This window comes from Haliea sp. E17, from assembly GCF_048323675.1.
Lineage (GTDB): Bacteria > Pseudomonadota > Gammaproteobacteria > Pseudomonadales > Halieaceae > Mangrovimicrobium.
Map to the genome: position 1 here is coordinate 255,301 of NZ_JBLWFK010000004.1, position 19,420 is coordinate 274,720.

Here is a 19,420-nt window from a genome sequence, read left to right on the forward strand (position 1 = left end):
CTGTGGTCCGGCGGGTAATGGTTAAGGAATCGGCTCCGCTCGGCCAGGAGACAGAGCCGTTACATCTAGCGTTACGCGCTTGCGGCTACCGCCTCTTCACCGGCTGCTTCGTCCTGTTTTTTCCAGGGCGCCTGCAGCTTGTGCCAGCACGGGTTGTTCAGGGTCATGTCCATGTCCCGGGCGAAGATGGCAAAGCCGTCAAAGCCGTGGTACGGACCGGAGTAGTCCCAGGAGTGCATCTGCCGGAAGGGGATACCCATTTTCTGGAAGATGTATTTCTCCTTGATGCCCGAACCGATCAGGTCCGGCTTGACCCGCTTCACGAATTCCTCGAACTCGTAACCGGTTACGTCGTCATACAGCAGCGTAGCGTCGCCCATTTCCTTCAGGGTGCGGTCGTAGTCGTCGTTGTGGCCAAACTCGTAGCCGGTGCCGACAACTTCCATACCGAGGTCTTCGTAGGCGCCGATCACGTGACGGGGCCGCAGGCCGCCGACATACAGCATGACGCGCTTGCCTTCGAGGCGCGGACGGAACTTCTCGATGACTTCTTCCCACTCGCCGCGGTACTTGTCGATCACTTCCTCGCACTTGGCCTGGATGGTCTCGTCAAAGTAGGACGCAATCTTGCGCAGGGACTCGACAGTTTTGGTCGGGCCGAAGAAGTTGTACTCGACCCAGGGGATCTGGTACTTCTCTTCCATGTGGCGCGAGATGTAGTTCATCGAGCGGTAGCAATGAACCAGGTTCAGTTTCACTTTCGGGGTCAGCTCCATCTCGGAGATGGTGCCGTCGCCGGACCACTGGGCCACCACGCGCAGGCCCATTTCCTCCAGCAGGATGCGGGAAGACCAGGCGTCGCCGCCGATGTTGTAGTCGCCGATGATGGCCACGTCGTATGGCGTGGTCGGGAAGCTGTCATCGTCGTCGCGTGCGGAGAGCACCCAGTCGCGCACCGCGTCGTTGGCGATGTGGTGACCGAGAGACTGGGAGACACCACGGAAGCCTTCACAGCGCACCGGTACGACAGTTTTGCCGTGTTCCTTGGTCTTGGCCTTGGACACCGCCTCGATGTCGTCGCCGATCAGGCCGATCGGGCATTCGGACTGGATGGTGATGCCCTTGTTCAGCGGGAACAGGGTTTCAATTTCGTCGATCAGCTTGGCGAGTTTCTTGTCGCCGCCGAAGACGATGTCCTTCTCCTGGAAGTCGGACGTGAAGTTCATGGTGACGAACGCGTTCACACCGGTGGTGCCGATGTAGTAGTTGCGACGTCCGGCGCGGCTGTACTGGCCGCAACCGACGGGACCGTGGGAAATGTGGATCATGTCCTTGACCGGACCCCACACCACGCCCTTGGAACCGGCGTAGGCGCAGCCGCGAATAGTCATCACACCCGGCAGGGACTTCTTGTTGGAGGTGATGCATTTTTTCGATTGCTCGAGCTCCGGATCGTTGGGCGACAGGTGCTTGGCACGGTTCGCCTTGGCTTTCTCCGGGTAGACCTCGAGCACTTCCTGAATCAAGGATTCAACTTCATCTCGTGACATAACGGCCATGGTAAGCCTCCTCATAAATTTGGTTGCGGGTAACGGGAGGGGCCTTCAGTACAACACTGCGAAAGCCCCCGCTCCGGCAGGGCTAATCCGCCCTGCCCCGAACACACCTCCGCATATCAGGCGGTGGCGGCCTCGTCAGCGGCTGTCTTGCCGACGATGCTCAGGTCTTCCTCGTCCATGATGCCGAACTCCATCAGCAGGTCTTCCAACTCGTCCATGGTGATCGGAGTGGGGATGACCAGCTTCTTGTTCTCGATGATCTTGTTCGCCAGGGCACGGTACTCATCGGACTGTGCGGCGGCGGGATCGTATTCGATACAGGTCATGCGACGGATTTCAGCGCGCTGAACCACGTTGTCGCGGGGGACGAAGTGGATCATCTGGGTGCCGAGTTTTTCGGCCAGGGCGATGATGAGTTCGTCTTCGCGGTCAGTGTTGCGCGAGTTGCAGATCAGGCCGGCCAGGCGCACACCGCCAGAGTTGGCGTACTTCACGATTCCCTTGGAGATGTTGTTGGCCGCATACATGGCCATCATCTCGCCGGATACCACGATGTAGATCTCCTGGGCCTTGTTCTCACGGATCGGCATGGCGAAACCGCCACATACCACGTCGCCGAGTACGTCGTAGAACACGAAGTCGAGGTCGTCCTCGTAGGCGCCTTCCTCTTCGAGGAAGTTGATGGCGGTGATTACACCGCGGCCTGCACAGCCCACGCCGGGCTCCGGACCACCGGATTCAACACAGCGGACGTCGCCGTAACCGGACTTGAGTACATCTTCCAGTTCCAGGTCTTCCACGGTGCCGGCTTCAGCGGCCATTTCCATGATGGTGTTCTGGGCCTTGGAGTGAAGGATCAGACGGGTGGAGTCTGCCTTCGGGTCGCAGCCCACGATCATGACTTTCTTGCCGGCTTCAGCCAGGGCGGCCACCAGGTTCTGGGTGGTGGTGGATTTACCGATACCACCCTTGCCGTAAATTGCACATTGACGCATTGCCATTTGTATTCCCTCCGTTTCATCAGGCGATAATCGCCATGATTGCTTCGAGTGACAGCCAACGGCCAATAGCGCGCATACTGCCCCTACACCGGTACCGGTGCAGGCTTTGTGCCAGCGCCGTATATTTCTAACAAGCTGTTGTTTTAAGGGAATTTTTTCTACGTTTCCTGGTGCTGGGGCCAAGTGTCCATTGCGACAATCCGGTGGTGAATGTCGCAATGACAACAGCTTTTGTGAGGTTTTGTTCGACCGGCCAACACGGCGGCGGTGACTCCCCGCTTTTGTCGCAAACACTGCAAAACACGGAGAAAAACCCGCGGCCCATTGCCTGTGTCGCATTTGCTCCAAGTCTTAATGTCGAAAAATCAATCGCTTACACGTGGCGTGAAAATTGCGGAAGACCCCGGGATATAGATGTACCAGCGAATGCGGCCCGACCCGGCGGGCACCGGGGCCGCGACCCAACGACTAGCGTGGAGATGACGTCATGAGCAATACACCAACCCTGAACCAGATCATCGACGGCATGGCCAGTGGCGCGGTGGTTCCCTACCTGGGCGCCGGCGTGCTGCAGGGTGTGACCGACCGGGCCAGCGGGAACCCGATACCGGCGGACAGCGAAAGCCTGATCCTCGCGATGAACAACGGCACGCCGATGGCACCCAAGCTGATGTATGAATTTCCCCGTGCGGCGATGAACCTGGAGCAGAAAAAGGGCCGCAAGTTCATCGAACGCTTCCTTAATACGACCTATGGTGAAACCCAGTACAGTGAATCGCCATTCCATCGCTGGCTCTCGCAACTCGACCTGCCCTACATCATCGACATCAACCGCGACACCCAGTTGCAGGGCTTCTACGCCGGGCGCCCGCACACCCTTGTGGTCGGCCTGGCGCGCATCGCCGGCACGGACTACCGCTTCAAGCTCTACGAATGTACCGAAGGCAACTATCGGGAAGTGCAACCGGGCGAGGTCAACAAATCCCTGCCCGTACTGTTCAAGCCGATGGGGACGCCGCTGCCGGAACCCAACTACATCGCCTCGGACGCGGATTACGTGGACTACATCACCGAACTGATGGGCGGCTTCGCCATCCCCTCCTTCCTGAAGGAATACCGGCTGGGCAAACAATACGTTTTCCTCGGCATGCGCATGCAACGCGATACCGAACGTATGGTGCTGTCCGACATCATCTACGGCGCTCCGCAACACGCTGGCTGGGCATTGATTGCGAACCCCAATGACAAGGAAAAGCGCTTCTGCGAGAAGAAGGGGCTGGAAATCGTCGAGGCGGACTGGGAGAGCCTGCTCAACCTGCAGCAGGCTGCCTGAGCGAAGACCGGAGAAGGCCCGCAGGAGCGGGCCCCGGGAATTTCAGCGAGGGGCCTCTTTGCGCAGTCGCAGCGCGCGGCTTACACCCAGGCCGGGCACGGAGAGAAGCAGACCGTAGAACGGCAGGACTGGTATCGTTTGAACTCAAGTGCAGCGTGTTAAACAGGGCCAGCTGATGGGCACAGCAACGAGATTGCCCGCTACATCGGTCTATTAGTCGCTCTCCCCCCAGAGATACTCGTCGATTTCCCGCATCAGGAAAGGGTTATCGCGGATACTGGCGGCAATCGACCGCGCCTCGTCGGCGTCGTAGCCGTTGAGATCAAAACGCAGAATCCCCGCGGGAAAGCCGTCGTACACCAGGCGCAGCGACAACAGCCAGGCGCGCTCGCCCTGCGGTACAAGGTTCACTGCGGCCATGAGTTCGCCCTCCAGTGGAACAATCAGGTCCATGCTACCGGCGGCGGCATCCGCCACATCTTCAACTGATGTCATAGCCCATGCCAAAGTGTGCCGCGAGAATGTCGGAGAGCCGCGCAGCGTTGAGATCTTCGTAGGTTTCGTAGGTTGGGCTTCGTCCATCCAGTGCCGGGAATTCCAGGTGCAGCCCGGCACGCCCCGGGGACTGGCCGTGAACATGCAAATAAGCCCGCAGGCCGGCCTCCCGCGGATGTGTCAGGTAGATACCGTCCGGATGGCTGCGCAGGCTGGAGTCTACCTGCCACTGGATTCCCTCGATGTCGCTGTAGATGCGAATCAGCAAACTCTTGATCCGGGCGCTCTTGCGCAGCGACCAGGGATTTACTGGCTGGTACTCGCCCCGCGGGTTGCTGAAGAAACTCTCTAACCACATCACTGCCAGTCTCCTTCACGCCCTGCCCTGGCTCTCCAGCCAGCTCGCGTAGCCGCCCTGCACACTGAACACATTCTGGAAGCCGAAATTGCCGAACAGTTCCGCCAGGTGTTCGCTGCTGTGACCGTGGTAACAGTAGATCACCAGTGGTGTGCCTTTGTCCGCTTTCCTGATTAGTGATTCGACAAGATCATCGTGGGCGTGCATCGCGTTCTCGATATGGCCCTCGCGATAATCGCGCAACTGGCGACAATCCAATAGCAGCGAATTTTCCGCGGACAACAGGCCCGGCATATCGCCCACGCTGACAGTCTGAAATTTTTTCATCAGTGGTTACCTCCTTCGCGCCACGCGGCGGTTTCATTCATCGTTCAATCGCTCGGCCATCTCCAGCACGACACTGCCGCCTACCTGGTCCCGGGGATCGAGACTGGCCAGCTTGGCCAGCACTGCATTCGCGGTCGCCAGGTCCCCCCGGCGCAGGGAAACAAAGCCCATCGCCTTGAGGGCATACAGGTAATGGCGTACCGCACCCTCCGCCGGGTACCAGGCGGCACTTTCCGGTTGCAGCATTCGCCAGTCAGCGTCGAAGCCCTCGCGGCACGCCGCACTGGCCTGCACCGTCGTAATGAGTGCCAGCGATTCCTCGAAGCGGTTGCTGTAAGCGTACAACTTGTACAACGCCACCTGGATTTCCAGGCACTCCGGCAGCGCTTCGCGGGCCTGTAACAGGATTTGTTCCGCGGTTTCCCAGTCCTGGCTGACATCGAGGTCTGCCCGCAGAAGCTGTTGCAGAGCGAGGGGAACCACCGCACCACGCTGCTCGCGTGGCGCTTCGTTGAGCAAGTCACGCAATAGCACTTTCCGCCTCCAGTAACGCGAACAGGCCCTGTTCGCGGATCATCCTCTTGAATGCCTTCATCACCGGCCGGGAAATTACCGTCTCCGCCAGCACCCGCCGCTCATAGATCACTTCGCGCATCTCCGGGTCCGCTCGCGTTCCCGCGCGCGCGATCAGTTCACGGATATCGGCACCGAGTTTTTCCCCGGGTGAACCCGACACCGCGTGATAGAGCTGCGCCATGACCCGTTTTTCCTCCCCGCCCATCTTGCACTTGCCATCGAGGATCTTGAGCATCACAGCTGTCGCGCAATCCACGTGCACCGGCGCCAGGGGGTGTTGCTGTAGCCACTGTTGCACCGCGTTCACTGGCGCCGCTTCCCGTAAGCGGGCAGGGTTGCAATCCGCGGATCGCGCAGTGCACCGCCCACCGTGAAGTGATACAGGCTCTGCAGGCTGTCATTGCCGATACCCAGCAGGTCGTGCACGGCATCGTCGAAGAAGCAGCCTATACCGGTACCCTGCAGGCCGATGCCCTCTGCTTCCAGGTACAGGGCCTGGCCGATCGCGCCCGCCTCCCAGAACAATTCCCGGTAACGCCAGGGCGCGCCCTCCAGCTGGCTGGAAAACTCCGCCAGCATGCCCAGGCTGAACGCGCTGGCACCGGCTATCTGCTGCTGGCAACAGAGCTTTGCGGCGGTACGCTCCGCCCGTGCACTCACCAGCCGGTAGAAAGGCAGATGCGCCGGCGCCGACGCCACCCGCTCCCAGTCGAACGTTGCTCGCAATTCGCGGCGCAACAGGACCTCCCCCGCCTCGCTGCGCGGCAGCGTATAGAGGCCCGGTTCCAGGCCTTCCACCCGGTGCACGAAAAACACACAGTGCAGCGAGGCAGGCCCGGGAAGTGGCATCCACGGCGCCACTGACGCGCGCGGCAAAAGGTGATCCAGCAAGCTGAAAAACTGCGCCTGCCCGATACCGGTGACGCCGTCATAGCCCTGCGCGGAACGGCGCTCGAGAACCAGCCGGTAGAGCTTTTCGCGGTAATCGACTGCCAGCGCGGGGGGCAGGTGCTCATCGCCTGCGGAGTTGGCATATTCCGCGCTGGCCGGGCGGCGAACCTGTTCCGCCACCCGATCGACCAGCGGCCAGTGATAGAAATGCTTGCGGTCCAGGACTTCGGCGCAGCCCTGCCATTGTCCCGCGGCGGCAGCCGCTAGCAGGGAGTCCAGCGCCTGCCCGGCATCGCTTGCCGGCGCACCGGTAGCCACCCGCAACAGGCACTCGCCCCACTCTTCCTCACCGGGAAAAAAATCCCGCGGGCGGTCCAGGCCGAGCAGGCTTTCCAGCGCGCTGTCGGCCAGCGGCAGGTATTCCAGCTTCCAGCCCAGCGGTGCGGCGGCGCAGGCCAGTGCAGCCAGCGCGTGGCCGATATCCAGCTGGCTGTAGCGATAGGCCCGCTCGCCGTACTTCCATGCCTCGCGCCAGTGGATACTCGACAGGCCGAGATAGAGGCCGGGCTGCAAGCTGGCTTCGGCGGGGAACGCACACCTCAACTCCAGTCCGTGACAGTCCGCTCGGTAGTGGTACACCCCGTTCGCGCAGTCCTCAAATCCGGCGACGACCACATAGGCCTCGGTGGGATGCAGGTTACCGCTGGAAGGATTGCAGCGCAGGGACCAGCGCGCGCCACCGTAGACCTTCCAGGCGGACAGCGCGAGGGCGTGGCGCAGCCAGACTGCCAGGGACGCTAGTCCCGGGCTTAGCGGTTCCGGCCAACAGCCCTGCCAGAGTTCAGCAAGGCTGTAATCCTGCAGCTGCGCGAAGGAATGTGCGGTATCTGCAGGGGGGGATAGTGGCAACTGGATCTGCCCGGCCCCCTCAAATCGCCGAAAGGGACTCGGCTGCTGATCCCAGTCGAGCGTCTCGGGTCCCTGCGCATAGCCGTCCAGCCGGTGCTTGCTGCGCCGATGGTAAGCGGGGATATCGATCGACGCGAGATCTTCCGCCGCAACTCGCGGCGCGTCGGTGACGCTCATGCCAGGGGCTGGGCGCTGATCTCATCGGCCAGGCAGGCGACCGGCGGCCCGGGCTCGCCGGCCTCGGTACGGAAACTCACCAGGAACAACTCGGTATCCGGCTCCAGTTCGACGTAGCCGGTGTTCAGCAGCATACCCATGGTGCCGGGCGTGGCGAACACCTCGCCTGTCTCACAGCCGGGCACGGAGCCGTCGTTGACGATGGTGGTGGTGGCGAATACGGCGTCGCCTTTTTGCAGGTTCGCGTGTTGCATGACCTTTCTCCCTTTCCCTGCCCTTAATCCGCTGGTGCGCCTAGACGGCGCCCCAGGCTTCACGCACTTCGTTGGTCGTGGCGGCCAGCAATTCGTCGAGGCTCTTCACCGCGCCCTTCGCGCTGTAGGATTTCATCTCCTGGTACAGCGTGTAGACCTTGTCCGCGGGTGCCTGGCCCTTGAAATCACTTTTTTCCAGCGCCAGCTCGTCGATGGCCTCGTTCCAGCACACCCCCTGGACCAGCGGGATGATGGCTACAGTGCTGCCTTCGAAGTCAAAGCGGGCGCGCTCACTCGCATTGACCACAAACAGCATGAGCGGCGCCCCGGGGGCAATATCCTTGCCAAAACGTCCAAAAAGATCGCTCATCTGGTCGATGCGATCGAGACTACCGATCAGCATCTCGACTTTCTCGCCGGCCAGAATCACGGCGCCGCGCAGGACTTCCTCCGGCGGATTGGGGTGGCCCTTGTCGTCGAGGCCGCCGTCGATGACGACAAGGTCACCGCGGTAACTGCTCAGGCCGGGCTGGCTTGTCGGGTCGTAAAAGTTGCTGTTGAAAAGCAGGTTGTCTGACTTGTACTGGTCCAGAATCACGGGTGGCCTCCTCAGTGCACGGGTTCTGCCGGCGCGCGAATGACGGACGCGCGGCTACGCTTCCACTACTGTGAATGGCAATCTCCGTGCCTAATTCCCGCTTTGCAAATTACCGTGGCTTATCAGCCGTTTACATCAAGTGACCAGGCGGCTGCGGTGGCGTTTTGTCGCAGATGCGACAGGCTTTGAGCGACGCTGGATTGCAACAAACCCGACAATCGGTCCGCGCACGGGACGCAATACGAGCTGTAGGAAACGCGCCAAAGGGCGTGTCGATTCGGCTCCGAACGGCGCCAGCCCAGTCCTGGCGCGCCCGGCGAGGTGCTCTGGCAGCCCGTCGGGACGGGCTCTCAAACGGGTGTGAATTCACCGGCCGCCTGGAGCAAATTTTGCAATACGCATAAACGGAGATAAACAGGGATAAAGGGTTCGGGCGCCACTGCGCGCAGCCGCGCTGCACGGCCGCCCCGCCCCACCGTCACCCGGGCGTTTTCCCGGCGCTGGCCTGCCCGCTGCGCCAATGATGAGGATCCACCGTGCGCTACAGCCCCTACGCAGAAGAGACCGCCGCGCTGGCGGTGATGAGCGAGCCCCAACTGCTTGAATACTTTCTCACCCGGGTGTTCGAAACCGAGGAGGTCTGGGGCCTCGACGATGGCTGCGAATGGGTGATGCAGCAACGCGATGAGCAGTGGGTCATGCCCCTGTGGCCCTATCGCCAGTTCGCCGAGGCTGCCGCCAGTGGCTGGTCTGGTTGTGCGCCCAGTGCCGAATCGCTGGAGGACTTTGTCTACCAGACGCTGGGCGCCCTTATCGACGAGGATACCCTGCTGGAAGTCATGAGCGATCCGGGCCGCCGCGGTTGCCTGGTGTCACCCCAACGGTTGCACGACATATTCACCGGTATGATGAACGCGGGCGAATACACCCTGGACAGTTGACCCCCATTCGGGGCTTTACAGCCAAACCGCTGCACAGTAGTCTGTAGAGGTTCCGGTTGCCCTCCGGAACGCGTCCAGCCCGTATACCGTACCCTGCACAGCGAGCGTGATATGCCAACTATCACCTGCGCCGACCGCTGCATTGAAACCGGCGGCGGCAGCGTACTGGACAGCCTCGAACGCGCGGGCATTCAAATCCCCAACAGTTGCCGTAGCGGCCACTGCCAGAGCTGCGTCGTGCACCTGAAGTCCGGTGAAACCAAGCCCCTTGCCCAGCTCGGCCTCAACCTGCGCCAGCGCAGGCTCAACTATTTTCTCGCCTGCCAGTACCAGCCCGACACCGATATCGAGGTGGAACTGCTCGACGACCGCCAGCGCCGCCGGGCAACCCTGCTGGAGAAGACCGTTCTCAACGAGCGGGTCATGCGCATACGCCTGCAGGCGCCGATCGACTGGCGCGCGGGGCAATACCTGACCCTGTGGCGCAACGGGGCCTCGGGCCGTATCTACTCCATCGCCAGCCTGCCCGAGGACGGCTATATCGAACTGCATCTGCGCCGTCGCAACGGGCTGGTCAGTGGCTGGATAGAAAATGAGCTGGTACCCGGTGACGAATGTGAAATCGGCCTGCCCCAGGGCGACTGCCACTACAGTCCGACCATGCCGGGCCAGCCGCTGGTACTGGTCGGCTCGGGCACCGGCCTGGCACCGGTTTACGGAGTGTTGCGGCAGGCGCTGGCGGACGGCCATCACGGCACGATCACCCTGTACGCCTGCGCAGGAGAACCGGATACGCTCTACCTGCAGGGGCAGCTGCGCAGGCTGGCGGGAACTCATCCGGGGCTGAGCGTGGTACCGGTGGTACGACGCAACCCGCAGCAGCACGGCGACGTGGTCACTGCGGAACTCGAGGAACTACTGGAGCAGCGGCATCCGCGCTTGCGCGGGTCGCTGATCTACCTCTGCGGGCCGCCCGGGATGGTGGCGCGCTTGCGCGAGCAGTGTTTCATGCAGGGCGCCCACTACAGCGATATTTTCTTCGACAGTTTCGAACCCTTCGAAAACGGCAAATAGCGCTGGTTCAGGCAGTTTCTGCACTGCGGGTAAAGCGGACCCGCGCCTCCGCGTCGACCCCGAGAATCTTGGCCAGCCAGGGCGGCGGACTGCCCGCCATCACCCGCTGCAACTCCGCCAGGATGTCCGCGGCCTCGCCGCCGTCGATTTTCTTGATCGGGTAGACACCGGCGCGAATCACCTTGGCCGCGGCAGGGCCGCCCACCGATACCACATAGAGTACCTGGCAATCCCTGATCAGGTTGGCGCGAAAGGCGTTGCGGTCATCGGAGAAATCCGCTTCCAGCGCCGAGCGCACATCGACCAGGCGAGATTCCGCAGTGCTCACATCGTAGATGAGGTAGCGCAGGCAGGAGCCGAAGTGCCCGTTCAGCGCCTCGGCGCTGTTGGAGGAAATCGCCACCCGGATCGAGCCCGGCAGCGGGGGAGCGTCCCGTTGCGGCTCCGGCAGGTCTTCGGCATCACTCTCTCCCCACAGGATGCGCACCGCCTCCTTGAGCGCCGGCAGGCCGATGCCGATGTCCTCGCCGTCTTCCTCTCCGTCGACACTGGCGAATCCCGTCTTGAGGTCGGTGACAGTGATGGTTTGCAGGGATTCCTCGCTCAACTCACCCTGGATGCGCCGGTGCAGGATATCGAGGAGTGTACCCACCCCGATCTCCGGCAGGGCCCGTGCCGCCAGCGCAATGCGCAGTGCCGCTTCACGACTCAGGTTACTGACGTCTACCATGTTTGACTCCTCGCCGGCGCGACGCCGGGATCACAGTGAAAGCTGGGTCAGCGATTGCGCCTGTTTCGCCTGCCATTCAGCCGGTGTATAAGCCTTTACCGACAGCGCATGCAGTTCGCCGCTTCCCAGCACGTCCGCGAACGATACGAGCACCTGCTGCTGGCGCTTCACCTGGCTGACGCCGGCAAAGTCCTCGCTGAGGACCAGCGCGGTGAAATCGCAGTCGGCGCCCTCCACCTGGATATCGGCGGCCGCGGGGACCGCCTCGCGAATCCGGCGCAGCACTTCGCTACTGTCCATGCTTGCTCCTCAGGCCGCGACTTCGGCCTGCTCCAGCAGGAGTTGCAATTCCCCGCTGGCGGCCATTTCCGTAATGATGTCACTGCCGCCAACCAGTTCCCCCTTGACGAACAACTGGGGGAAAGTCGGCCAGCCGGACACGCCGGGCAAGCGCTCGCGAATCGACGGCGCCTGCAACACATTGACGAAAGCAAGATCGACGCCGGTGGCTTTCAGCGCGGCGACCGCCTTGGCGGAAAAGCCGCACTCGGGCGCGTCGGGTGAACCTTTCATGTAGATCAGAACCGGGTTTTCCGCGATCTGGCGGCGAATGATGTCTTCGATTGCCGTTGTACTCATGGCGCTTTACTCCTCGATCAGTGGGTAATGTCAGGTTTCTTCGCCGAAACAGTCGGCGTAGGCGGCGCATTGCTCACAGGTTGGCGCGCGGCAGACGTAGCCGCCCTCCTGTTCGCAAAGCTGCTTGTAGAAGAACTTTTTCCACTTCATGTCGCCGCTGTTCTTCGCCGCCAGTTGGGGAAAAAACAGCGCCATCAATTCACTGAGTTCGGCCCGGGACTCGAGGCCGAGGTCGCGCCACAGGTGGTCGCCCCCGAGGCAGCCCGCGGCGACCATATCCGCCATGGCGTGCTCCAGCGGGTGTACCCCGGCGCGATGGGCCAGCAGCAGTCCGCGCACGTCCTGCCACTCGTCGCGGCGCAACTCCAGCAGTTCCTGGCGCAGGTCGCCGCGCTGCCAGGCTGGCGATTCCAGGTCGTGGGCAGCGCCGGCAACGGCAGTGGCGCAAAACCCTCCAGGCTGGTAACGCTGCGCCAGCCACATCAGCGCCAGGGGTTGCAGCCCGAGGAAAAAGGGCAGCGCCCCCCGCCCCGCGCGCTGGCCGGCCAGCAACCTGCCGAGAAAGTGGCTGTGGCAGGCGCTGCTGGCGGTCTGTTCGCAGCCCACCGGCAATGGTTTTGCCTGCAGGGCCTCGCTCACCGGCAGCCCTCGCTGGCCTGTGGGCGCGAACACTGGTCGACACTCCCGGAGGCGGCGTCGGAGGCGCTTACCAGCGACACCCCGAGCAGTTGCTGTACCCGGGTCATGTCGAAACCGGCCATGCGGACGCCCCTGTATTCCAGCAAGGGACGGCGGATCAGCACCGGGTCTGCGGCCAGCAAGCGCAGTGCCTGGGCCGCGGACAGCGACTCCGTATCCACTTCACCGCTTTTCAACAGCGGCGCGGAGGGGTTGAACCATTCGCGGACCGCCGTACCGCGGAAAAAATCCGCCAGTTCATCTTCCCGCCAGGGGTGGGCCAACAGGTCCACTTCCTCGAGCGCGATGCCCGCCTTCCGCAGCAGCGCTTTCTGCCTGCGGTTGGTCTGGCAGGCGGGTTTGCCGTAGAACGTCAGTACTGTCATGGCAACGCCGCCTAGCGCGCCCGGTACTCGGCCATCGCCTCGGCCATCAGCTCCGGCGGAATTCCGGTCAGGGAACCGGGCGGGTTCATCGGTACACCCGCCGCATCGAGGATCGCCTCCTCGATGGGGCAGATCGTCGCGCACTGGGGATGGGCGTAATCGCCCTCGCATTCAGTGCATTTTTTCGCGTTGATCTCGAAGTGCGGGGAACCCTGGTAAATCGCGTCGCTGGGACAGACGTCGTAGCAGGCCCAGCAATTAACACAGGAATCGACGATCGACAGTGCCATGCTTTCCTCCTCTACCCGGTGCCGGCCGGCAGGCCGGGTTGTTCTGGTTGTTGCGCAGGTGGTGTGGAAAAAAGCGGGCGGCGCGTGGAACTGCCGCCCGCAAGAGAGTCCACTTACGCGGATGCCTGTTGCGCCTTTGCAGCGGGAGACGCCTTGTCCAGCGCTCCGTTTGCGGCCATTTCCTGGTAGACCGCCATGACCGCCTCTTCGATGGGCTCCATGGCGTGTTCGCCGTTGGGGACGATGCCGGCCTCCTCGAGCTGGCCCCAGGGTTCGTAGCCGATCTTCGAGCAGAGCACAGCCTCGCAGCCGTGCAATGAACGGATACTGCCGGAGAGCGCGGATTCCTTCTCGCCGCAGGTGTCATTGCCGATGCAGTACTGGTCCACCTTGCGGTGACCGATGAAACGCACTCCGGTGGGCGCGGCCTCGTAGACCAGGAACTCGGTCGCGTGGCCGAAGTGCTGGTTGATCAGGCCGCCGCCGCTGGTGGCCACCGCCATCAGCACCGGGCGGGTATCGGCCATCTGCGACTGGGCTGCCGACGGCACCGTGGCCGCGGCCAGGCGCGCTTTCTTCTCCTGCTTCTCGTGGAGTTCCTCCATGATGCCGGCGTGCACCACGGCGCGGGTTTTCATCGCCGATTCGTAGTCCACTTCCATGGCGTCGATCTTGTCGAGGGTGAATTCCTCGCCGCGATCCTCGCCCAGCAGGCCCACCGCATCGGCCCGGCACTGGCGGCAGTGGCGCATCATGTTCATGTCGCCGGCACAGTCGTCCTGCAGGTCCTGCAGTTCTTCCGGGTCCGGACCGCGCTGGCCCATGACGCCGTAGAAGGTGCCGTGCTCCTCCTCGGCAATCAGCGGCATGACGTTGTGCAGGAAGGCGCCCTTGCTCTTGACGATGCGGCTCACTTCCTTGAGGTGCTCGTCGTTGACCCCGGGAATCATCACCGAGTTGACCTTCACCAGGATGCCGCGCTCGACCAGCATTTCCAGCCCTTTCTGCTGCTGCTCGATAAGGATCGCGGCGCCCTTTTCGCCGCGGATGCGGCGGTTGTTCCAGTAGATCCATGGATAGATCTGCGCGCCGATTTTCGGGTCGACACAGTTGATGGTGATGGTGACGTGGTCGATGTTGTGCTTGGCCAGTTCGTCCACCGACTCCGGCAGCGCAAGGCCGTTGGTGGAAACACACAACTTGATGTCGGGCGCCTCTTCGGAAAGGCCGCGGAAGGTCTCGAAGGTACGCTCCGGGTTGGCCAGCGGGTCGCCGGGGCCGGCGATGCCGAGCACGGTCATCTGCGGGATGGTGGCGGCGACCGCCTTGGTTTTCTTGATCGCCTGCTCGGGAGTGAGCAGCTCGGAAACCACGCCCGGGCGCGATTCGTTGGAACAGTCGTACTTGCGGTTACAGTAATGGCACTGGATGTTACAGGCCGGCGCCACCGCCACGTGCATGCGCGCGAAATAGTGGTGCGCCTCCTCCGAATAGCAGGGGTGGTTCTCGACCTTCTCCCGGATGGCATCCGGCAGGAACGACATCTGGTCGTCGGTGCTGCCACAGGACCCGGAGGAACAGCCGCCGCCGGCAGCCGCCTCACCTTCTTGACCGATTACTGATAACTCCATTGCTAGTACTCCTGTTCGACTGGGTACGCTGGTCTGGCGACGCGCTCCGTCTCGCTCGCTGGACCGGGACGGGGCATTTACCGGGTACAGTTGCAATGCCTGTGCCGATTTTTAATGCATTGTTTTTATTGGATTATTAGTCTCTCAGGCAGGGTGTTTGTACGGTTTGGAACAATGGATTTGCGACCAATTGTGTTTTAGGTGACAGGGATCGAGGGCACTCCGGAATGGGGTCAGAGTCACGACTCTGACCCCGGTCCGTGCGGGGGGTTGGGGGCACTCCGGAATGGGGTCAGAGTCGTGACTCTGACCCCGGGCGGTGGCGACACCGGGCCGTGTCAGATCTTGCGCACGTTGATCTTCATGGTCTGGATACGATAGGCGATCTGCCGCGGCGTCATGCCGAGCAGGCGCGCGGCCTTGGCCTGCACCCAGCCGGCCTGTTCCAGCGCCGCGATCAGGCGTTCGCGCTCGTCCAGGTCGGGATCGTTGGGATCGACGCTCGGCACCAGCGCGCTGGCGAAGGACGGCGGGGCGACGCTCGGCGCGCTCCCGTTGACTGAGATGACGTCGGTGTCGATGATGTCCGCCTCGCTCATGATAGCGGCCCGTTCCAGGCAGTTCTCCAGCTCGCGCACGTTGCCCGGCCAGTCGTGGCCGACCAGCTGGCGGATCGCGCCGTCGGTGAGCCGCAGCTCCCTGCCCTGTTCCCTGGCGATCTTGTCGATCAGGAAGTGGGCGAGCTCGGGAATGTCCGAGAGGCGATCACGCAGGGGCGGCAGGTTGAGGGCCATGACGTTCAGGCGGTAGTAGAGATCCTCGCGGAAGTTGCCTTTTTCCACTTCTTCCTCGAGGTTGCGGTTGGTCGCCGCGACGATGCGCACGTCCACCTTGATGGTCTGGGCCCCGCCGACCCGCTCGAACTCGCGCTCCTGCAGTACCCGCAGCAGCTTGGCCTGGAACATCGGGGAAATTTCCCCGATCTCGTCGAGGAACAGGGTGCCGCCGTCGGCCTGTTCGAAGCGACCCTTGCGCTGTTTCACCGCGCTGGTGAAGGCGCCCTTCTCGTGGCCAAACAGTTCCGATTCAAGCAGGGTTTCCGGCACCGAGGCGCAGTTGAGTTTGACGAAACGCTTGTGCGCCCGCGGCGAATTGTAGTGAATGGCGCTGGCGATCAACTCCTTGCCAGTACCCGATTCGCCCAGTACCAGCACGGTGCTGTCCCACTTGGCGACCCGGCGCACCTGGTCGAACACCCGGCGCATGGCGTCGGTGTTGCCCACCACCATGTTCTCGAAGCCGTACTTGCCGCGCACTTCCCGACGCAGCTCGTCGCGCTCGCTGGCCAGGGACTGGCCGCGCTCCACGTTGACCAGCAGGCGCGCGGTCTGCGCCAGCAGGTCGCCGACGGCTTTCATGAACGTGGTGCGCTCAGGCAGGTAATCGTCGGCGGGCACGTCGGGCTGGGCCGCCAGTACGCCGATGGCGGAACCGTCGTTGTCGCGTATCGGCACGCCGATGAAGGGCAGCTCCAGGTCGTAGAGGGCCAGCTTGTCGAGGAAACGCGGCTCGGAGGAAATTCGCCCCAGCACGATCGGCTGGTTGTGCTGCAGGATGCGGCCGACAATTCCCTCGCCGGACTGGTAACGGATACCGCTGGAGGCCTTGCGCACCGACTCCGACTCGCAGTACACCGCGCCGACCTGCAGCTTGCTGTGCTCGGTGTCCGAAAGGGTGATGATGCCGTGCATGAGCCCCGTGTCGTTGTGCAGGATACCCAGCACCTCGCTCATGGAATCCTCGATATTGGTGACCTGGCAGAGCACGTGGGAAATCCGGCACAGCGCGCTAAACAGAACTTCGACAAGCTCCGCGCGGCTGTTCACGACTGACCCGCTCCTGGCAACACTGGTTGGTCCCATAACTCGCCCCGTTATCCCGCTCGAAGCATTGGCAGTTGCACGACGACGCGGCAACCTTCGTGATAGTCCGGATCGATGAACACGGTGCCCGCGTGGTCCGCGACGATCTCCTGCACCATGGGCAGCCCCATACCGCGAAAACCGTGGCGGGTCTTCTTGGTGCTGAAAAAGGGCTGGAACACTTTCAGCAGCTGTTCTTCGGGAATGCCCGGGCCGCTGTCGGTGATTTCCACCTCGATGAATTCTTTCTCACCCCGGGTGGAGATGGTGAGATTGCGCTCGCGGACGCCGCGGGTGCCCAGCGCCTCCACCGCGTTCTGCACCAGCTGCTTGAGCATGCTGCGCAGACGCCGCTCCTGGCCGACCAGCGAGGGCAGGTGCATCGAGGGCTGCCAGGCGATGACCACCCCCTGGGCCAGCAGCTCATCGGTCGCCAGCGCCAGCACCTCGCGGATCAACTGGTTGATATTGACCGGCTGCTTGCTCTCCGAGACCGGCGGCGGCAGCGAATCCATCAGGTTATCCAGGGCCCTGCGGCCCGCCTCCAGGGCCTCTTCAGCCGCCGACAGCACCAGGTCGTCACGACCGTTTTCAGCGGCCCGGCGACGCAGTGTGTGGACAGCGGCCTCGATCAGGTTGACCGGCCCCTCCAGCTGGTGGATGGCGCCGTTGACCGTCTCGCGCATGCCCTGGACGAGGTCCTCCTCGGCCATCAGCGACTTCAGGGTGTTCAGGTGCATCTGCTCCTGGTGGCGGCGCAGCTCGGTGATGTCGGTGATCATCAACAGGAGGTAGTGTCCAACCTCGCGCTGGAAGAAGCCGTTCGGGCTCTCTTCGGTGATATCGATGGTGGTGCCGAAACAGGAAAAGCGCCGCGGTGCGCCGTCACCCCGGTCCATGGTTATTTCGCGGCTGTTGAAATTGCGCTGCTCGCTCTTCAGGCGTTCGAAGTCGCCCTCCAGCTGGTCGGCCAGTAACCTGAGCAGTCCCGGCTTGCTGCCATCGGGCGCGAGGTCCGCCGCCATGTGTCCGAAACTGGGGTTGGAGAGCTCGATACCCCCGGCACTGTCGATCAGCACCATCGCCGCCGGCACCGCGTTGACCACCGACTCGATCATCAACTTCTGGTTGAAGACCCGCTGCTGCAGCTCGTGCACCTCGGTGCCGTCGCGGTGCATGCCGAGGTAATAAACCGACTTGCCCTCCTCGTTGATGACCGGGGCGACAGTCAGTTCCGCCAGGTAAAGGCTGCCGTCCTTGCGCCGGTTGACCAGCATGCCGGTCCAGGGACGCTGCTGGGCGAGGCGGCCCCAGAGGGCCTGGTAGACCAGCCGCGGGGTGGTGTGGTTGGACAGGATCGACTCGTTCTTGCCGACCACCTCGTTGCGGGCGTAGCCGGTGACCTGGGTAAACACCCGGTTGGCATAAATGATATTGGCCTTCAGGTCGGTGATGGAGATCGCCACCGGGCAGTGCTCCACGGCCTGCAGGAAGACCTCGGGAGACAGCGGTTCGCTGTCCAGCGGGATTCCCGCCTCGGCCAGCACACTGCCCTGGGCGGGATCCGCGGCGACCGAGACCCGCGAATCCGCGTCGATCGGGTTATTCTGGTTGAACTTCGACATGGTAGTCCTCGTTGACAGGCCGACATGCCGCCCTCGGGCGGGTGTCGCCGCTATTGGCATGTGGCGGTTGTCGGTCAGGCCTGGGCGGCCTGCGGATTTCCGGTCCTGTACCGCGTGCCCGGTCTCTCCGGGGTTCTGCAAAACCCGTGCCGTGGATGAATATCGACATCCACCGTGGAAATCCGACATATCCGGCGAAACCGTGTCGCAAACCCGACAAGGAAATTTTTTACCCGGATTCCGGATTGTCGTATTTGCTACAAAATATACCCCCATCGCACCGGTTACACAGCCGCGACCTGCGGTTTGCTTGATCAGGATCAATCAATTGCCGGGGAATTCCCCATGGCACAGTTAATGCAATTCCCCTCCCAGGCGGGTTCGACTTGCGACAAACCGGCGCTGGTCCGGACCTGGATATCCACTGATGGGACAGGCGACTTCCATGGAGTACCTCACATTACTTGGCAGCACGATCCTGGTGAACAACATCGTCCTGGCGAAGTTCCTCGGGCTGTGCCCGCTCATGGGGGTATCCAACAAGTTGAGTTCCGCGGTGGGCATGGGCATTGCCACCGCCTTCGTGCTGACGCTTTCCGCGGCCTGCGGCTGGGTTCTGGAGAACCTGGTGCTGGGTCCGCTGAATATCGGCTTCCTGCGCATCCTCTCCTTCATCCTGGTGATCGCCGCCATCGTCCAGTTCACCGAACTGGCGATGCGCAAGTTCAGCCCCGTGCTGCACAAGGCGCTGGGCATTTTCCTGCCGCTGATCACCACCAATTGCGCGGTGCTGGGTGTCGCCCTGCTCAACGTGAACGAACAACACAGCTTCGGGCAGAGCGTGGTCTACGGACTGGGCTGCGCCCTGGGCTTCTCCCTGGTGATGGTGATTTTCGCCGGCGTGCGGGAGCGGCTGACGCTGGCGGATGTGCCGGAGGCTTTTGCGGGCACCCCGGTCGCACTGGTGACCGCGGGCATCCTGTCGCTGGTGTTCATGGGCTTTGGCGGTATGTTGTGAGGGACTGA

General features: G+C 62.6%; 23 protein-coding genes. 4 read left to right on the top strand and 19 right to left on the bottom strand.

All coding sequences use genetic code 11. From position 1 onward, the window contains the following. Positions 1 to 71: 71 nt before the first annotated feature. Together nifD and nifH are read right to left on the bottom strand one after the other, a co-directional pair. Positions 72 to 1,559, bottom strand: a complete 1,488-nt coding sequence (gene nifD, locus ACNKU3_RS11680) for a nitrogenase molybdenum-iron protein alpha chain (protein WP_418259647.1) — start codon at positions 1,557 to 1,559, stop codon at positions 72 to 74. 116 nt (positions 1,560 to 1,675) lie between these two features. Then, positions 1,676 to 2,560, bottom strand: coding sequence for a nitrogenase iron protein (gene nifH / locus ACNKU3_RS11685; protein ID WP_418259648.1), 885 nt, complete (start codon positions 2,558 to 2,560; stop codon positions 1,676 to 1,678). A gap of 487 nt (positions 2,561 to 3,047) precedes the next feature. On the opposite strand from nifH, the gene ACNKU3_RS11690 reads away from it, so the two are divergent. Continuing rightward, positions 3,048 to 3,893 (top strand): SIR2 family protein, encoded by an 846-nt coding sequence (locus ACNKU3_RS11690; RefSeq protein ID WP_418259649.1) that lies wholly within the window; start codon positions 3,048 to 3,050, stop codon positions 3,891 to 3,893. A gap of 213 nt (positions 3,894 to 4,106) precedes the next feature. On the opposite strand, the gene ACNKU3_RS11695 is transcribed toward ACNKU3_RS11690, so the two are convergent. Genes ACNKU3_RS11695 through ACNKU3_RS11730 form a run of 8 tightly spaced genes read right to left on the bottom strand, consistent with a single transcriptional unit; the run spans position 4,107 to position 8,478 of the window. Continuing rightward, entirely contained in the window at positions 4,107 to 4,388 is a 282-nt protein-coding gene (locus tag ACNKU3_RS11695; RefSeq protein ID WP_418259650.1) for a hypothetical protein, read from the bottom strand. Then, positions 4,375 to 4,746: a hypothetical protein gene (locus ACNKU3_RS11700; protein WP_418259651.1), complete on the bottom strand. Its 372-nt coding sequence runs from the start codon at positions 4,744 to 4,746 to the stop codon at positions 4,375 to 4,377. The genes ACNKU3_RS11695 and ACNKU3_RS11700 overlap by 14 nt, the downstream gene beginning before the upstream one ends. A gap of 15 nt (positions 4,747 to 4,761) precedes the next feature. Then, positions 4,762 to 5,073: a rhodanese-like domain-containing protein gene (locus ACNKU3_RS11705; RefSeq protein WP_418259652.1), complete on the bottom strand. Its 312-nt coding sequence runs from the start codon at positions 5,071 to 5,073 to the stop codon at positions 4,762 to 4,764. A 33-nt stretch (positions 5,074 to 5,106) separates the two neighbouring features. Beyond that, a complete protein-coding gene (locus ACNKU3_RS11710; protein ID WP_418259653.1) occupies positions 5,107 to 5,601 on the bottom strand; it encodes a hypothetical protein in 495 nt (164 codons plus the stop codon). After that, positions 5,594 to 5,956 carry a hypothetical protein gene (locus tag ACNKU3_RS11715; RefSeq protein ID WP_418259654.1) on the bottom strand — a complete coding sequence of 121 codons (363 nt, stop codon included), beginning with the start codon at positions 5,954 to 5,956 and terminating at the stop codon, positions 5,594 to 5,596. Before ACNKU3_RS11715 ends, ACNKU3_RS11710 begins: the two co-directional genes overlap by 8 nt. Next, a complete protein-coding gene (locus ACNKU3_RS11720; RefSeq protein ID WP_418259655.1) occupies positions 5,953 to 7,626 on the bottom strand; it encodes a nitroreductase family protein in 1,674 nt (557 codons plus the stop codon). The genes ACNKU3_RS11715 and ACNKU3_RS11720 overlap by 4 nt, the downstream gene beginning before the upstream one ends. Then, entirely contained in the window at positions 7,623 to 7,880 is a 258-nt protein-coding gene (locus ACNKU3_RS11725; RefSeq protein WP_418259656.1) for a nitrogen fixation protein NifZ, read from the bottom strand. Before ACNKU3_RS11725 ends, ACNKU3_RS11720 begins: the two co-directional genes overlap by 4 nt. 40 nt (positions 7,881 to 7,920) lie before the next feature. Next, positions 7,921 to 8,478 carry a hypothetical protein gene (locus ACNKU3_RS11730; RefSeq protein ID WP_418259657.1) on the bottom strand — a complete coding sequence of 186 codons (558 nt, stop codon included), beginning with the start codon at positions 8,476 to 8,478 and terminating at the stop codon, positions 7,921 to 7,923. Positions 8,479 to 9,014: 536 nt separating this feature from the next. Here ACNKU3_RS11730 and ACNKU3_RS11735 point away from each other — a divergent pair. Together ACNKU3_RS11735 and ACNKU3_RS11740 are read left to right on the top strand one after the other, a co-directional pair. Next, positions 9,015 to 9,419, top strand: coding sequence for a DUF2750 domain-containing protein (locus ACNKU3_RS11735; RefSeq protein ID WP_418259658.1), 405 nt, complete (start codon positions 9,015 to 9,017; stop codon positions 9,417 to 9,419). A 111-nt stretch (positions 9,420 to 9,530) separates the two neighbouring features. Continuing rightward, positions 9,531 to 10,493 (top strand): 2Fe-2S iron-sulfur cluster-binding protein, encoded by a 963-nt coding sequence (locus tag ACNKU3_RS11740; RefSeq protein ID WP_418259659.1) that lies wholly within the window; start codon positions 9,531 to 9,533, stop codon positions 10,491 to 10,493. A gap of 7 nt (positions 10,494 to 10,500) precedes the next feature. On the opposite strand, the gene ACNKU3_RS11745 is transcribed toward ACNKU3_RS11740, so the two are convergent. The 9 genes from ACNKU3_RS11745 to nifL form a co-directional block, all read right to left on the bottom strand. Continuing rightward, positions 10,501 to 11,223, bottom strand: a complete 723-nt coding sequence (locus ACNKU3_RS11745; protein WP_418259660.1) for a dinitrogenase iron-molybdenum cofactor biosynthesis protein — start codon at positions 11,221 to 11,223, stop codon at positions 10,501 to 10,503. A 30-nt stretch (positions 11,224 to 11,253) separates the two neighbouring features. Continuing rightward, positions 11,254 to 11,523 carry a BolA family protein gene (locus ACNKU3_RS11750; protein WP_418259661.1) on the bottom strand — a complete coding sequence of 90 codons (270 nt, stop codon included), beginning with the start codon at positions 11,521 to 11,523 and terminating at the stop codon, positions 11,254 to 11,256. A 9-nt stretch (positions 11,524 to 11,532) separates the two neighbouring features. Next, positions 11,533 to 11,862, bottom strand: a complete 330-nt coding sequence (gene grxD / locus ACNKU3_RS11755) for a Grx4 family monothiol glutaredoxin (RefSeq protein ID WP_418259662.1) — start codon at positions 11,860 to 11,862, stop codon at positions 11,533 to 11,535. A 30-nt stretch (positions 11,863 to 11,892) separates the two neighbouring features. After that, a complete protein-coding gene (locus ACNKU3_RS11760; RefSeq protein ID WP_418259663.1) occupies positions 11,893 to 12,534 on the bottom strand; it encodes a nitrogen fixation protein NifQ in 642 nt (213 codons plus the stop codon). Next, positions 12,498 to 12,926, bottom strand: coding sequence for an ArsC/Spx/MgsR family protein (locus tag ACNKU3_RS11765; protein ID WP_418259664.1), 429 nt, complete (start codon positions 12,924 to 12,926; stop codon positions 12,498 to 12,500). The genes ACNKU3_RS11760 and ACNKU3_RS11765 overlap by 37 nt, the downstream gene beginning before the upstream one ends. Positions 12,927 to 12,937: 11 nt before the next feature. Then, positions 12,938 to 13,216 carry a 4Fe-4S binding protein gene (locus ACNKU3_RS11770; protein ID WP_418259665.1) on the bottom strand — a complete coding sequence of 93 codons (279 nt, stop codon included), beginning with the start codon at positions 13,214 to 13,216 and terminating at the stop codon, positions 12,938 to 12,940. Positions 13,217 to 13,329: 113 nt separating this feature from the next. Then, positions 13,330 to 14,847: a nitrogenase cofactor biosynthesis protein NifB gene (gene nifB, locus ACNKU3_RS11775; RefSeq protein WP_418259666.1), complete on the bottom strand. Its 1,518-nt coding sequence runs from the start codon at positions 14,845 to 14,847 to the stop codon at positions 13,330 to 13,332. Between the two features lie 338 nt (positions 14,848 to 15,185). Next, positions 15,186 to 16,733 carry a nif-specific transcriptional activator NifA gene (gene nifA, locus ACNKU3_RS11780; RefSeq protein ID WP_418259667.1) on the bottom strand — a complete coding sequence of 516 codons (1,548 nt, stop codon included), beginning with the start codon at positions 16,731 to 16,733 and terminating at the stop codon, positions 15,186 to 15,188. 47 nt (positions 16,734 to 16,780) lie between these two features. Then, positions 16,781 to 18,394 carry a nitrogen fixation negative regulator NifL gene (nifL, locus tag ACNKU3_RS11785; protein WP_418259668.1) on the bottom strand — a complete coding sequence of 538 codons (1,614 nt, stop codon included), beginning with the start codon at positions 18,392 to 18,394 and terminating at the stop codon, positions 16,781 to 16,783. Positions 18,395 to 18,839: 445 nt separating this feature from the next. On the opposite strand from nifL, the gene rsxA reads away from it, so the two are divergent. After that, the gene (rsxA, locus tag ACNKU3_RS11790) at positions 18,840 to 19,412 is read left to right on the top strand and encodes an electron transport complex subunit RsxA (protein WP_418259996.1); all 573 of its coding nucleotides are present in this window, start codon (positions 18,840 to 18,842) and stop codon (positions 19,410 to 19,412) included. Positions 19,413 to 19,420 lie beyond the last annotated feature (8 nt).

Coding starts and splice junctions, on each gene's coding strand:
- nifD (WP_418259647.1), bottom strand. CDS start 1,559: ATGGCCGTTATGTCACGAGATGAAGTTGAATCCTTGATTCAGGAAGTG.
- nifH (WP_418259648.1), bottom strand. CDS start 2,560: ATGGCAATGCGTCAATGTGCAATTTACGGCAAGGGTGGTATCGGTAAA.
- ACNKU3_RS11690 (WP_418259649.1), top strand. CDS start 3,048: ATGAGCAATACACCAACCCTGAACCAGATCATCGACGGCATGGCCAGT.
- ACNKU3_RS11695 (WP_418259650.1), bottom strand. CDS start 4,388: ATGACATCAGTTGAAGATGTGGCGGATGCCGCCGCCGGTAGCATGGAC.
- ACNKU3_RS11700 (WP_418259651.1), bottom strand. CDS start 4,746: ATGTGGTTAGAGAGTTTCTTCAGCAACCCGCGGGGCGAGTACCAGCCA.
- ACNKU3_RS11705 (WP_418259652.1), bottom strand. CDS start 5,073: ATGAAAAAATTTCAGACTGTCAGCGTGGGCGATATGCCGGGCCTGTTG.
- ACNKU3_RS11720 (WP_418259655.1), bottom strand. CDS start 7,626: ATGAGCGTCACCGACGCGCCGCGAGTTGCGGCGGAAGATCTCGCGTCG.
- ACNKU3_RS11725 (WP_418259656.1), bottom strand. CDS start 7,880: ATGCAACACGCGAACCTGCAAAAAGGCGACGCCGTATTCGCCACCACC.
- ACNKU3_RS11740 (WP_418259659.1), top strand. CDS start 9,531: ATGCCAACTATCACCTGCGCCGACCGCTGCATTGAAACCGGCGGCGGC.
- ACNKU3_RS11745 (WP_418259660.1), bottom strand. CDS start 11,223: ATGGTAGACGTCAGTAACCTGAGTCGTGAAGCGGCACTGCGCATTGCG.
- ACNKU3_RS11750 (WP_418259661.1), bottom strand. CDS start 11,523: ATGGACAGTAGCGAAGTGCTGCGCCGGATTCGCGAGGCGGTCCCCGCG.
- grxD (WP_418259662.1), bottom strand. CDS start 11,862: ATGAGTACAACGGCAATCGAAGACATCATTCGCCGCCAGATCGCGGAA.
- ACNKU3_RS11765 (WP_418259664.1), bottom strand. CDS start 12,926: ATGACAGTACTGACGTTCTACGGCAAACCCGCCTGCCAGACCAACCGC.
- ACNKU3_RS11770 (WP_418259665.1), bottom strand. CDS start 13,216: ATGGCACTGTCGATCGTCGATTCCTGTGTTAATTGCTGGGCCTGCTAC.
- nifB (WP_418259666.1), bottom strand. CDS start 14,847: ATGGAGTTATCAGTAATCGGTCAAGAAGGTGAGGCGGCTGCCGGCGGC.
- nifL (WP_418259668.1), bottom strand. CDS start 18,394: ATGTCGAAGTTCAACCAGAATAACCCGATCGACGCGGATTCGCGGGTC.
- rsxA (WP_418259996.1), top strand. CDS start 18,840: ATGGAGTACCTCACATTACTTGGCAGCACGATCCTGGTGAACAACATC.